The following is a 12,824-nucleotide window of genomic DNA, read 5'->3' on the forward strand; positions in this document are numbered from 1 at the left end:
GATGTTTGAGAAATCTCATTAACCCAAAGGAACTTTCAAATCTCATCAAACTTTCAAACCCACTCAAACTACATCAAATGCTTATTCCAACAAGCTTCGATACCCCTGATCTTTGGGAGGGTTAATGGGTTTGTTGGGTGAACTTGGAGCGGGTGAATCCAATTGAATGAGTTTGAAATCTCCCTTATTATACGCTTCCAGCATGGCCTGCCCTTTATCGGACAACACGCCGTTTTGTACGTCTACGGAGTTAATGAAGTCCATCGAAAGATCCATCGCCCGTTTCATTTCGCCAAGTTTTTTACTCATATCGTCCTGGATGTACTCCATGGATTCATCGAAGTAAAACTTCTTGTCGGGGTTACCTTTAAAGATGCTAATGGCCGTTCGCAGGGCATTTGAACTCTCCTTGACGATCTGATATTCAGCTTCTTTTAATTTAACCTTAATTTCCGTTTCCTTAATGATGTAATCTGCACTGGTGTTCACCTTTTCCATGAAAGCCAGAACCGTCTGCACATTACGCTGAAGCGGGAATAGCTTTTCGTTCATTTCCTGCAAACCAGCCCCTTCAATAGTGGCCAGGGAGGCCGTTTCTTTCATGCCGGGTTTATCGGCCATGCTTTGAGCTTTATTAGCCTCGGCAAACTTCTGTTTAATGGCCTCATTGTTCTCGTTAATTTTACGATTGAGCTTTACCAATTGTCCCGCTAATAAGTCAATCTGACCCTGCATTTTGCGACGCTTATCTTTCAAATCCTGAATGTAGATTTTCATGATGGCAATTGGGTCGAGTTGAATCACCAGCCCGGTTATTTTACGCATCAGGGTTTTGAAAAGAAAGAAAACAGCCGTGCGTACATCCTTACTCGTAAAAAGAAAAATAAGCACGCCCAGAGCGGCTAATAACACACCCAGGTAAAGCGTATTTTCGGTTACTTTAATCAAAAACTCGACAACACGATTAAAGTACACTAATCCAACCCCAGCCAGGCCGATCAGAAATATAAAACCTAACACCCCCTCCGGTCGATTCCAGAAGGACTTTCGGGTCTGGTCCTCATTACCACCCCCCAATTGAGAAAAATCTGCTGACATTTGCTTAAAGTTTACAGTTTTCGGTTTTAAGTTTACAGTTTTTGTCAATTCATTTTTAACTTAGAATAGTAAACTGTAAACAACTGACTATATCAGATATCGTGCAATTTTGAGATACCTTTAGTGTTTACAGTTTTCGTCAAATTATTTTAACTGACAACAGCAAACGGTAAACAGACAACTATTTCAAGTACTGGCCAATTTTTTGGATATCCTTGTTGATTTCCTGGGTGAATTGTAAGAATGTGGCTTCGTAGTTGGCTCGGTTTTGCTGGAGTTTACCACTTTGCTCGTCTACTTCTCCCGTGATTTTTACCAGTCGTTCTTTATTCGACGCTATTTTATTCTGAATCTCCACAATTTGCCTGGTCAGGTTTTCATTTTCCTGCTGTAACGATTTTTGTTCGTTTTGTAAGCCGCCTACTTTTTCCTGAACGGCCAGATCCACGCTTCTTAAAAAAGCCTCCCGGTCCGATTGCAATGTCGTTAAATACTGATTAGCCGTTGAGGTTAATAAGCTTGGATTGATATCCTTATTTAAAGCCCGAAAACTAGCCCAGGCGGCCTGAAATTGTTGCTCTTCCTGAAGTCCAAGATTCGATAAATTTTTTAGCGTGGCCCGGAATTCAAAGTAATCGGCTCCGGGTAAATTATTCTTTTCAAGAACCGTAGCAAAGTGCTCAATGAACTTGTGATCTGGCGAACCGGAAACCGTTTGGGCAGCGGGTTTGGGTTCTACCGAAACGGGCTGCTCAGGCGAAGGGTTTGGACTAGCCGGAGCATCTTCAAAGAATATGTTCAACAGCTTTCGACCTAAACTTTTAGATTCAGACATAAGCGTAAGGTTTCAAAGGTTTACTACGGATGAAAACAGCTTTACTAAGGTTTGATTGGCATACATGATGGACCAAAGGTCAGCTATGGTGGCTAAATGACCAGAATCATTCATATAAACGGATGCCAGACCTGACAGAAACCCAGAAAACTGGGTTGAATGTTGAAAAGGTAATGAAAAATTCCTTTTTTTCGGGGAAGTTAACCTAATCTATGGAACGCGAACTTGACGACCTTCTCCACTGCCCTTGCCCCAGTTGTGGAGCTCAATTACAATACAGTGCCGAAAAAGAGGCTATGGCCTGTAATCACTGCGGTTATACTGAAAAACTAGTGCTAGGAAAAGATCGGATTGAGGAAATCGACTGGACTCAGGCTCGAACCGATTCGAAACATACCGTCGAGCGTCGGCTGTTTACCTGTCAGCGGTGTGGAGCCAAAACCACGGTCAACTATGACACGCCTACCATTACCTGTGGTTTTTGCGGATCTACCAATGTTAATCCAGACGCTACCAAGACCCGGCTTTTTGAACCCCAGGGAATTGTACCCTTCAAAATCTCCCGAACACAGGCGACCGAATCGTTTAAAAACTGGATTGGTCAGAGCATCTGGGCACCCAACGATCTGAAAAATCTGGCTCGGGTAGATACGTTGCATGGTATCTACATTCCTTTCTGGACGTACGATGTTCAGACGCATTCGGAGTGGGAGGGGGAAGCCGGAACGTATTATTATGTCAATGAACAATTCCGCGATCAGAACGGAAACGTGCAAAGTCGGCAAGTGCGGCAAACCCGCTGGACATACCGGAATGGAACACACCAACAATTTTTCGATGACATTCTGATTCTGGCTTCCCGTCAATTACCCCAGCAAACCATTCAGAAAGTATATCCTTTTCTGCTGGAAAACGTAGTCAATTACGAACCACGGGTCATGTTAGGTTGGGAGTCAGAAGTTTATAAAATTGATCCGCAGGAAGGCTTTTCAGTAGCTAAAAAAACAGTAGACGACCGCATCGAGTCGGCCTGTGCTGAGTTACTGGCGGATGATACCTACCGTAATCTGGAAGTACAAACGGAGTATTCGGATCAGACGTTCAAGCACCTGGTATTACCCCTCTGGATTTGTGCCTATCAGTACAATGGCAAGACCTATCAATTCCTGATTAACGGCCAGACGGGTAGTATTTCGGGGAATCGGCCCGTTTCCGTCTGGAAGGTGTTACTAGCCGTATTAGCGTTTATTGGACTAGTTATTCTCTTTTCAGTTCTGGGCGGTAGATAGCGTTACGGAACATAGGAGTATTGAAGTGATGGAAAATGTTGTTGAATCGGTTGTAAAACATTGAATATTAATCTAACAACTAAAAATCAACAACTAAAAACAACCTAAGTGCCATTACCTAACCAGCAGGTATTTATGAATTCTATTATTTCTATTCAGCAGCTCAGCAACACGTATCCCGGTGGGCAGCAGGTTTTGAAAGGCATTAACCTCGAAGTAAAAGCGGGGGAAATTATTGGTTACATTGGTCCGAATGGGGCGGGTAAGTCTACCACCATTAAAATTCTGCTGGGTATGATCTCCCATTTTTCGGGCGAGGTGCAGGTACTGGGACGGAACATTCGGACGGATGCTCTGGACATCAAACGAAGCGTAGGGTATGTGCCTGAAAATGCGGCTCTTTACGAAGTGCTAACGCCTCTGGAATATTTGACGTTCATTGGTCGCCTTTACGGTATGGACGATGCGGTCATTGAACGAAAAGCAGAAGATTTACTACAACTGGTGGGCTTATCCAGTCAGATGAATCAGCGGATGAATACGTTTTCCAAAGGAATGAAGCAAAAAGTATTATTGATCTCCGGCCTGATTCATAACCCGGAAATCATATTTCTGGATGAACCCCTGTCAGGTCTGGATGCAAACGCGGTTATTCTGGTGAAGGAGATATTGGCTCAGTTACGTTCTGCCGGTAAAACCATTTTTTATTCTTCCCATATCATGGATGTGGTAGAGAAAATTTCCGACCGCATCGTCATCATTAATCAGGGACAGGTAATTGCCAACGGAACCTTTGAAGAGCTAAAGGAACAGGCTCATTCGGGTTCGCTTGAGCGGATTTTTCAGGGGCTTACGGGCGATGATACTACCCAGAGCAAAGCATCCGATTTCTTACAGGCACTTCAATAACGCTCTTCATGATCGGCTATCTTCTTTCGTTTCTCGACTACTTCCAACGCTTGTTTCGCTGGCTTGGCGTCGATTATTTCATGATGCGGAATATTGTTGAAGTAAAACTGATGATGGACAATCGTCGGAATTACGCAACGCTGGGCAAAAATTATCAGTCTGGCGATTCTAACAATCGGCTTTTAATGGTTTATGGATTGAATGCCCTGCTGGGTGGAATTATGTCCATCTTTGCGTTTATCATTCCGTCTGTTTTACTAACGACAACGATCCTGCTGGGTTACGTTATTGCCTGGGTAGCCCTGAATCTGATTTCCGATTACTCCGAATTATTACTTGATTCAACCGACAATACGATCCTCCTGCCACGCCCCGTTAGCGACCGAACCATTTGGATGGCCCGGCTGGTGCATTTGCTTCTGTACCTTACCTTACTGGCTTTGAGTATTGTGCTCGTGCCAACGCTGGTCATGGCCTTTAAGCTGGGGCTGGGTTATGCTCCTGTATTTTTGTTGCTGGCCTTACAGGCAACGCTCATGGCCGTTTTTCTAACCACCTTATTATACATGCTGGTGGTTCGTTTTTCCAGTGAAGAGCGGGTAAAAGACATGATTAGTTACGTCCAGATTGGCATGTCTCTATTGTTTACGGTGGGGTACCAGATTCTTCCCCGGCTGATTCCCTATCAGGAATTAGCCGACATTCAGGATCAGATTCAAACCTGGCATTACCTCGTGCCAGCGGCCTGGCTGGGAGGTATGATGGATATGCTGGTCAATCAGAGATACGATTCGGGGCATCTGATTTTGACCTTTCTGGCAGTGGCGGTTCCGCCTTTATTACTGGTGGTCAATACTCGCTATCTGGCTCCTTACTTTACTCAAAAACTGGCCGTCATGGGTTCAGCGGATGCGGGCGTACCCGCCGCTGGGACGAATCAGAAATCGTCGGGATTGGCCGCTCGGCTGGCCGACTGGGTTACTTCGAGCAAAGCGGAAAAAGCCGTATTTGAGATGAGCTGGAAGCTTACTTCACGCGACCGCCGCTATAAAATGCGAACCTATCCGGCTTTTGGGGCTTTGGTACCCTTACTTTTTGTGTTTGTACAACCGCTTTTAAAGGAAAAAACCTCTTTAAGTACCCTTCAGAGTGGCTCTACTTATCTGGTCGGTATCTATCTCCTACAGATTATTGCGGGAAGTTTTTACGATAATAGCTATCAGTCGGATGATTACCGAGCTTCCTGGCTCTACTCAGCTATGCCACTCGATAAACCCGGAGATGTCATCATTGGAAACTTTAAAGCCACGTTTCTGAAATTTTTTACTCCTTTTTATCTATTGATTGCTGTTCTCCTATTTTCGGTCTGGGGTTGGAAAATTACGGATGATTTGCTGGCTGGGTATTTCTTTGCGGCCTTCATTACCAGTACCGATGTCTGGTTTCGGCAATCGGGATGGCGGATGCCTTTTTCGCAGGAACCCAAAGTAAAAGGCGGGAAATCCACCCTGATGATCGTTATGATGCTCCTGGGGCTTCCGCTTTTTGGGATGATCCATTACGGAGCTACGCATGTCCCGGGCGGTGGCATGTTCATGGCAATCCTGTACGGAGGACTGGCCTGGGCCACGTTGAAAAGTTATCGGCAACTAAACTGGACACAATTTGAGTAATTTCTGCATTTTTGCAGGATGAATACACTTTTTCAGGCTTCCCATCTTCATAAATCCATTGAAGAACATTCGATTATTACTGATTTTTCACTGGAGTTACCGGCTGGAGAAATTTTTGCTCTGGTAGGCGAAAGTGGGGCTGGAAAAAGTACGCTTCTCAACATGCTGGCTTGCCTGACCCCAGCCGATCAGGGAGAAATCTGGCTCGAAGGCAAAGAAATTTCTTCTTCGGCTCGTTACCTCATTCCCGGTCACGCGGACATTAAGCTGGTTCCCCAGGAATACCGCTTGTTACCCAACCATACCATTCGCGAGAACATTGCCTACGCCTTACGAGAATACACAAAGGAGTATCAAATCTACCGGATTGATCAACTCTTGCAATTAACTGGACTGGAGGGGGTGCAGCATAAGCTACCCCGCGAGGTTTCAGGTGGCGAAAAGCAGCGAACGGCCATCGCCCGGGCTATTGCCGATGAACCCAAAGTCTTGTTGTTAGACGAGCCGTTTTCAAATCTGGATACACTGAATCGTCAGAAACTGAAAGGAGAGCTCCGCCGGATTATCCGTGAAACCGACATCGCCTGCCTGTTTGTTACCCATGATTTACTCGATGCCTTAACCGTAGCCGAACGAATAGGGGTAATGCGATACGGAAAGTTAGAGCAGATGGGTTCACCAAAAGAGTTACTGAAACAGCCTGATACGGATTACGTCAAAGCTTTTATTTCCAGTGGACTAAGCATTCTTCAGGAAGTCAAAGAACGGTTGGAGTTATAAGGTAAAATAGGCCGAAGCTTTCACGGCGAAACGATTAATAGGTATGCCATCGATGGTACGGGGCTGGGAAATATAGGTTAATCGGTGAAGGGCTTCAATTCGGAAAAACTTCAGGATGTTGTCAATACCATAGCCAATTTCTACGTAAGGTTTACTCGGATTGAGCGAGCCAAAACCGGGAATGGCATTCCCCTGTAAGTCATAGTCGGGAATAATATCCTGATTGGATTGGCGGGCTCCGCCGTATAACACATTCACGTTGAGTAAGGTCCGCCACTTGAGTTTCTTGATGGCCGGAATTCGGTTGAATAATAAACCTTCAAAATTGTGCTCGTACTTCAGCGAAGCATAACGGTCGGACAGAAATTCGTAGTAATTCATCATGTTAAACGCATTTCCGACGTAAAACAAGGACTGATTTCCCAGGTGAGGAAAGAGCAGAGGGTAGGGAAGGGTAGAAGGCGTGTAACCCGCCGAAAGGGTGTAATAACTGCGACCCAGAATGCCCAGCCGGAAGTTATCGGCCATGGAAAGGGTGAAGCGGTGATAATTAAAATCGCCCCCTAACGTATTTTGCAAACCCAGCGAATAACGCAGCGTGTAAATGGGTGACTGAGCCGTTCCGAGGCTAATCCGATCATTGTCGTTGTAAATGAAAAGTTCGTTTTTCGCGATCCGTAACTCCGTGATTAACTCCGTGTTATGATACGTTCGGGATTGGCCCGAGGGTTCATTTTCAGTAATATAGGCGAAATTATATAAAGGCTCGAAACTTCGCTGCCGAATCCCGATCATGGGTGTCAGGCCTTTGATGATCTCTCCGCGGATGTAAGCCATGTGTTCGCGTTGATAATACCCTCGGCGGTAGCGGCCAAAGCGGGAGTAAGCCGCGAAAAGACTGTTATTCCCCACGGCTTCCGAGGTTAAACCAATCTGTTCGAGATCATAACTTGTTCGGGCTCCAATTTCAGCCCAGGGCTTTCGACTAAGGATATACTTGGCGTTCGCTCCATACTTCATGACTCCGTCTTTAAATCCGTAAGCCAGATAACCATCCATCACCCAAACCTTGCTAAACTCAGCATTGGTGCGAAAACCCGCCCGCAAACGTAAACCTTCGATGGTATTATAAGCTCCGGCACTTAAAAAGGGCCCCACTTCAATACCCGGATACACCCGTTGATATCCATTCGCAATGATGGTCAGAACTTGCGTATAGGAACGGACAATGGGAATGTTTTTTACTGAATCAATGAGCGAGTAAGCCGTTTTTTCATCCTCCGTTAAGGAATCTGGACGGGCTTCCTGCCAGTAGGTATCTTTTGAATCCCGGTAGTGATCGGCCAGCTCGATGGCGGGGTTGTAAAAGGTTACTTCCCGGGCCTGGTTGATCTTGAAATTTCGATTGGAAACGAAGAATTTAGCCAGAAAACCTACGGAGTTTTTCGTGAATTCTTTCACATCAATCAGTACCCGCGTTTGTTGCGGTAACCAGGCTTTTTCGTGGCTCACCGAATCAGTAATCGGAGCCAGTTGCTGCTGAATTTTGATGCTTTCTACGTAATTAATATTCGCATCACCAGAGATTTGCAAATCAACCTGACGAAGAGCATAACTTGCGGTGTCAATCCATATTTTACCCGTAAAGGCCAGGTCCTGAGCTCTTTTGGGCGTTACTTCAATTTCAAAACAGGGAGCGGAATCAATCTGAATGGTATCGCCCAGAAAGTAATCATAACTACCTTTCCAGCCATCAGCAATGGGAGAAATGAACTCTTTTCGAAGAATTAAAAGCCAGTTTTCGTAAAAATTATACTGTTGAAACGCACTGCCTATAAACTGGGAAAATGTACTGCCGTCGGTAATCCCTACACCTGTGATTTTCGTTTTACGGATCCGTTCTTTCGTTAATTCGGGATTGCGTCGATGGTATAAATCCGAAATACTCTCTGAAAGAAATACCGGAATAATGGGCTTGCCGTCTTCTCCCGCAATTCTCTGTAGTTTATCCAGCGGCCCCGTAATTTTTCGTCCAATGACCCCTTTTTTGAATTGCTCTGAAATCTTGTTGACGTCAAATTCATTTTTAACGTAACTCTCATATTCATAGGCTTTTAAACGGCCCCAGTCATGAGCAGATTTGGCCGCAACTGTTTTTCTGATGATTCGAAAGGCGGGGTTTTCGCCCTTCGCAAAAATCCGTACTTCCCGAAGCTGGGAAGAGCCCGCCTGCAACTGGAAATCAATGATTTGTTCGGAAAGATGGGGCTGCACGGCTTTGACCGCTCGCTGGTAACCGATGTAACTAACAAAAATGGAATCGCTTAACTGACGGGCGTTGAAGGTATAATTGCCGTCAAAATCGGTATTAGCACCGGCCCCGCCGCCTTTAAGGCCAACGGCGGCAAAGGGAATAGGATCGCCCGTAACGGCGTCAGTGATTTTTCCTTTGATAATATGTTGAGCGTGCGTAATGCCGATGCCCAAGCTTAACAAAACAGCCAGGAGCCATTTATTCATAAACGTATCGATAAACTGATCAAGCCTTCAATTAGGAACTTTGGGGAAGGATATTAATGAAACGATAAAATACAAATACAGTTTCAATCAGTTTTGATTAATCTACGTTTGGTCCTGCTTAAGTACAAAATACGGCTTTTTCTGCGACGACTCAGGAGAGATGCATGGGTAAGGCTTTCAAAGCGAAGTTTTGCTGACGGAGGTATTCCAGCGTTTTAGGCAGAGCATAACTCATGTTTCGCCAGGCTTTGATGCTGTCGTGAAAGACGACAATACTCCCTGATTCACAGGCTTTAATTGTTCCCTGATAGACCTGTTCGGGCGAAAGATCGGGGTTGTAGTCGCCCGTCAGTACATCCCACATAATAAGTGTATGATCGTTCACGAGCTGAGCCGCCTGTCGCTTTCGTATGCGGCCATACGGCGGGCGAAACAGTCGGGTAGGGGGCAATAATTCCTGACATTGGGCCACGTTTTCATAATAAGCCTGATCCTCGGTTTTCCAGCCTTTCAGATGATTGAACGTGTGGTTTCCAACCGAGTGCCCCTGATCGATGATTTGCTTAAAAACATGCGGATGTTTTCGGATATTATCACCAATGCAGAAGAACGTAGCCTGAGCCTCAAATTGTTGCAATTGTTCCAGCACAAACTCGGTTACTTCGGGAATAGGTCCGTCGTCGAAGGTGAGATAAATGGTAGGCTCAACCGATGGAATTCGCCAGATCATTTCCGGATAAATCAATCGTAATAGAGCAAAGGATTTATGAAGAAAGAAAGCCATTATTTATGGGGGTTAGGAGTGACAATAAGTTCTTGTAATTAGTTAATAGTATTGTAGTTCGGTAGCTCAAAACTGAATGAAAATATATTAACTATTAACTAACAACTATTAACCGCAGCGGCGGCCGCTAACAACTGTATTCATTGAAGTTTTCTTCCTTTCCATTCGTATCCTTTACCCTGAGCCGCTAATCCAAAAAAACAGACATAAAAAGGATAGATGAGCTGTACTAAGGGAATCAATAAAATACTTTTTTCCTGACCTAAAAATCGTAATACAAGCGAAAGGAATATAAATTCACTGGAGAATTTAAGCAAAGCCATAGAGGCTAATACGAGTCCTGATAGTTGATTAAAGCTGAATAATAAAACCCCGGCGATACAGCTAACATTTGCCAAGAAGACGAAAATAGCTAAAGCCGATACTTTCCAGTCCTGGTAGTGTTTCCACTTGCTGGCCCAACGGCGACGCTGCTGGTAAAAAGAACGAAAATTCTGATGAGCTTCGGTTGTAACCAGAGCTTCAGTACTTTTAACAAAACGAACTTCTCCCGGAAACCGGGCAGCGACTTTGTGCATCAAAAACTCATCGTCACCCGAAGCCAGATTTTCGTTACCAGAAAAACCACCAACGGCCTGAAATGTTGCTTTACTATACGATAAATTAGCTCCATTGCACATATTGGGCCGTTCCCAGAACATAGCCACAGCGGCAGAACCAATCAAACTGGCAAATTCGACAATCTGAATTCGACTGCTTGCCTTCCCTTCATCGTGAAACGTAACGGGGCCGGAAATGAGCCGGGCCTGAGTTTGTTGCTGGAAAGACGCAATAGCCGCCAGCCAATGTTTGCCTACCCGGCAATCGCCATCCGTGGTGACAATCCACTCGTGTTTACTTTGATGCAAAGCCTGTGAAATGGCTCTTTTTTTAGGGGAAGAATGAGGTTCGTTCGTAAGCGTAAGAAGCTTTAACGCGTAGGTGCATTCCTTACTGAAATGAGAAACCAATTCAGCGGTTCGATCATTTGAATTATCATTAGCCACCAGCACTTCAAATTGCTCGTGATCGAAGCTTTGATTTTCCAGATCCTTTAATAAAAGTAAAATATTTTTCTCTTCGTTTCGAACGGGAATGATCACACTGATTCGTAACGAATTGGGTTTATTTTGAATAGAAAAGTCGGGCATTGCTAGCCAGCCTTTAATTAAGGCTAAACTAAATAAAAACCAGACAAATGGTCCAATCAGAATAATGATTTCAAGTATACTCATAATCGGTTTTCTTCCCGTTTCAAATACCTTAACTGAGTAACAAATAAAATGCCTACCAAAACGGGTAATACGATATTAATAACCCAGATCGTTAAGGAAGCGGAGGTAACTAAAGCCGGATTTACCTGATAAAAACTGAAGAAATAAAGGGTACTGAACGTCCGAATGCCCAGATCACTTAGAAAACTAAAAGCCGGAATCACACTTTTCGTGAGAAACAATAACCAGACCACTGTTAGCTGATCAAGCAAGGGAAGCGAAACCCCGAAACCGTGAAGCACCAGCAGGAATTGGACGCTATAGGTGAAAAATCGAAAGCCTGACAGAGCAGTTACCTGCGAAACATCCGCCGTTGAATAGGTTTCCAATACCCGGAAAAAACGGGCGGAGTTGGCCAGCCATTTGATTCGCTCCAGCGTGGGGGCCGCCCGGTCTTTAAGGCTTAATAAATAAAGCGTAGCTAAGTTGCTGATCCACAATAAAACAAGAGCAATCCAATGGCCGATACCGGGCGACTGAGGCATTCGATACAGGAAATAACTGTACGCCAGCGTTCCGGTAAAGAGGGTAACCAGAAATTGTACGGTGCTCCCTAGTAGAAAGGCTCCAATGCTATTGAGCCGGTTTTGGGCTTGTAGAAAACCCATTTTCCCCGTCAGGTCGCCTACGTTGGCCTGTGTTACAAAGCCGAGCGACTGCCCAGCCAGTACGCCACGCAGGGCCGTATAAAAAGAGATAGATTCCAGTTTTCGAGCCAGCACCTGCCATTTCCGAGCTTCAATGGACCAGTTGAGTCCGGTCAGGAGGATGGTCAGGGGTAACCATCCGCTGTTTTGCTGCGACCAGGCGGCCTGAATGTACTGCCAGACTTCGCCCAGGTCCTGTTGTTTACTCTGAAGCGTTCGAATGACGAAAGCAATGATGAGCAGCGGAACTACCCAGCGGAGGAGAAAGATAACAATTCGGCGGAAAGCCGGGTAAATGGAGTTATTTTGCATACAAATGCGACAGCGAAAGCTTCAGGCTTCTCGTTTGTCACTGCAAAGCTATGTCAGAAAAGATTATTTTAGGTGTTGACCCGGGTACAAGGTTCATGGGGTACGGATTGATTTTGGTGGAAAAGGGGCAGGTAACCCTGTTGCAATACGGGGTAATTAACCTCACAAAATATGACAATCATGAATTAAAGTTAGGCAAGATTTTTGAGCGAATCACAGGGCTGATTGATGAGTTTTCCCCAGATGAGATGGCTTTGGAAGCTCCTTTTTTTGGGAAAAACGTACAATCCATGCTTAAGCTGGGTCGAGCACAGGGGGTAGCGATGGCGGCAGCCCTCGCCCGACAAATCCCCATTGTCGAATATTCTCCCAAGACGGTCAAGCAATCTGTAACGGGTAATGGAAATGCTTCCAAAGAACAGGTTTCCTATATGCTTGAAAGTATACTGAAAACCAGGCTCGAAGGCGAAAGACTGGATGCCACCGATGCATTAGGAGTAGCCATTTGTCACCATTTTCATGAGAACTCAGTAACGACTCCGAAGGGTAAAAAAGCGTTGGGAATTAAGCAGGCTAAAAAAGGTAGCTGGAGTGCATTTTTAGCAGAAAATCAGGACCGCATCAAAGGTTAAAAACGTATGATTTAGTACCCAGAGGAAGCCTG

11 protein-coding genes are annotated in these 12,824 nt (G+C 45.1%); 5 read left to right on the forward strand and 6 right to left on the reverse strand.

Annotation, left to right across the window (positions count from 1 at the left end; translation table 11 throughout):
- Positions 1 to 81: 81 nt before the first annotated feature.
- Positions 82 to 1,098 carry a hypothetical protein gene (locus QE357_RS09865; protein ID WP_307142901.1) on the reverse strand — a complete coding sequence of 339 codons (1,017 nt, stop codon included), beginning with the start codon at positions 1,096 to 1,098 and terminating at the stop codon, positions 82 to 84.
- A gap of 181 nt (positions 1,099 to 1,279) precedes the next feature.
- Positions 1,280 to 1,933, reverse strand: coding sequence for a hypothetical protein (locus QE357_RS09870; protein ID WP_309707094.1), 654 nt, complete (start codon positions 1,931 to 1,933; stop codon positions 1,280 to 1,282).
- A 212-nt stretch (positions 1,934 to 2,145) separates the two neighbouring features.
- Here QE357_RS09870 and QE357_RS09875 point away from each other — a divergent pair, with 212 nt between their 5' ends.
- The 4 genes from QE357_RS09875 to QE357_RS09890 all read left to right on the forward strand — a co-directional run bounded on the left by QE357_RS09875 (position 2,146) and on the right by QE357_RS09890 (position 6,584).
- Complete coding sequence (locus QE357_RS09875) at positions 2,146 to 3,222, forward strand: hypothetical protein (RefSeq protein WP_309707096.1); 1,077 nt, start codon at positions 2,146 to 2,148, stop codon at positions 3,220 to 3,222.
- 135 nt (positions 3,223 to 3,357) lie between these two features.
- Positions 3,358 to 4,131 carry an ABC transporter ATP-binding protein gene (locus tag QE357_RS09880; RefSeq protein WP_106634936.1) on the forward strand — a complete coding sequence of 258 codons (774 nt, stop codon included), beginning with the start codon at positions 3,358 to 3,360 and terminating at the stop codon, positions 4,129 to 4,131.
- Between the two features lie 8 nt (positions 4,132 to 4,139).
- The gene (locus tag QE357_RS09885; RefSeq protein ID WP_309707099.1) at positions 4,140 to 5,804 is read left to right on the forward strand and encodes a hypothetical protein; all 1,665 of its coding nucleotides are present in this window, start codon (positions 4,140 to 4,142) and stop codon (positions 5,802 to 5,804) included.
- An 18-nt stretch (positions 5,805 to 5,822) separates the two neighbouring features.
- Positions 5,823 to 6,584: an ABC transporter ATP-binding protein gene (locus QE357_RS09890; RefSeq protein WP_309707101.1), complete on the forward strand. Its 762-nt coding sequence runs from the start codon at positions 5,823 to 5,825 to the stop codon at positions 6,582 to 6,584.
- Here the strand turns inward: QE357_RS09890 and QE357_RS09895 are convergent.
- The 4 genes from QE357_RS09895 to QE357_RS09910 form a co-directional block, all read right to left on the reverse strand.
- A complete protein-coding gene (locus QE357_RS09895) occupies positions 6,579 to 9,104 on the reverse strand; it encodes a DUF5686 family protein (protein ID WP_309707103.1) in 2,526 nt (841 codons plus the stop codon). The genes QE357_RS09890 and QE357_RS09895 overlap by 6 nt on opposite strands.
- 151 nt (positions 9,105 to 9,255) lie before the next feature.
- A complete protein-coding gene (locus QE357_RS09900; RefSeq protein WP_106634929.1) occupies positions 9,256 to 9,888 on the reverse strand; it encodes a polysaccharide deacetylase family protein in 633 nt (210 codons plus the stop codon).
- 140 nt (positions 9,889 to 10,028) lie between these two features.
- Entirely contained in the window at positions 10,029 to 11,162 is a 1,134-nt protein-coding gene (locus QE357_RS09905; RefSeq protein WP_309707106.1) for a glycosyltransferase, read from the reverse strand.
- Positions 11,159 to 12,160, reverse strand: coding sequence for a lysylphosphatidylglycerol synthase domain-containing protein (locus QE357_RS09910; RefSeq protein WP_106634927.1), 1,002 nt, complete (start codon positions 12,158 to 12,160; stop codon positions 11,159 to 11,161). Before QE357_RS09910 ends, QE357_RS09905 begins: the two co-directional genes overlap by 4 nt.
- 50 nt (positions 12,161 to 12,210) lie before the next feature.
- On the opposite strand from QE357_RS09910, the gene ruvC reads away from it, so the two are divergent.
- Entirely contained in the window at positions 12,211 to 12,792 is a 582-nt protein-coding gene (gene ruvC, locus QE357_RS09915; protein ID WP_106634926.1) for a crossover junction endodeoxyribonuclease RuvC, read from the forward strand.
- The last annotated feature ends 32 nt before the right edge of the window (positions 12,793 to 12,824 follow it).

This window comes from Siphonobacter sp. SORGH_AS_0500, from assembly GCF_031453245.1.
In the GTDB taxonomy this organism is placed as follows: Bacteria; Bacteroidota; Bacteroidia; order Cytophagales; family Spirosomataceae; genus Siphonobacter.

What these genes read in the sequence shown, in the direction of transcription:
- ruvC (WP_106634926.1), top strand. Translation starts at nt 12,211, where the DNA reads ATGTCAGAAAAGATTATTTTAGGTGTTGACCCGGGTACAAGGTTCATG.
- QE357_RS09880 (WP_106634936.1), top strand. Translation starts at nt 3,358, where the DNA reads ATGAATTCTATTATTTCTATTCAGCAGCTCAGCAACACGTATCCCGGT.
- QE357_RS09910 (WP_106634927.1), bottom strand. Translation starts at nt 12,160, where the DNA reads ATGCAAAATAACTCCATTTACCCGGCTTTCCGCCGAATTGTTATCTTT.
- QE357_RS09875 (WP_309707096.1), top strand. Translation starts at nt 2,146, where the DNA reads ATGGAACGCGAACTTGACGACCTTCTCCACTGCCCTTGCCCCAGTTGT.
- QE357_RS09900 (WP_106634929.1), bottom strand. Translation starts at nt 9,888, where the DNA reads ATGGCTTTCTTTCTTCATAAATCCTTTGCTCTATTACGATTGATTTAT.
- QE357_RS09905 (WP_309707106.1), bottom strand. Translation starts at nt 11,162, where the DNA reads ATGAGTATACTTGAAATCATTATTCTGATTGGACCATTTGTCTGGTTT.
- QE357_RS09895 (WP_309707103.1), bottom strand. Translation starts at nt 9,104, where the DNA reads ATGAATAAATGGCTCCTGGCTGTTTTGTTAAGCTTGGGCATCGGCATT.
- QE357_RS09890 (WP_309707101.1), top strand. Translation starts at nt 5,823, where the DNA reads ATGAATACACTTTTTCAGGCTTCCCATCTTCATAAATCCATTGAAGAA.
- QE357_RS09885 (WP_309707099.1), top strand. Translation starts at nt 4,140, where the DNA reads ATGATCGGCTATCTTCTTTCGTTTCTCGACTACTTCCAACGCTTGTTT.
- QE357_RS09865 (WP_307142901.1), bottom strand. Translation starts at nt 1,098, where the DNA reads ATGTCAGCAGATTTTTCTCAATTGGGGGGTGGTAATGAGGACCAGACC.
- QE357_RS09870 (WP_309707094.1), bottom strand. Translation starts at nt 1,933, where the DNA reads ATGTCTGAATCTAAAAGTTTAGGTCGAAAGCTGTTGAACATATTCTTT.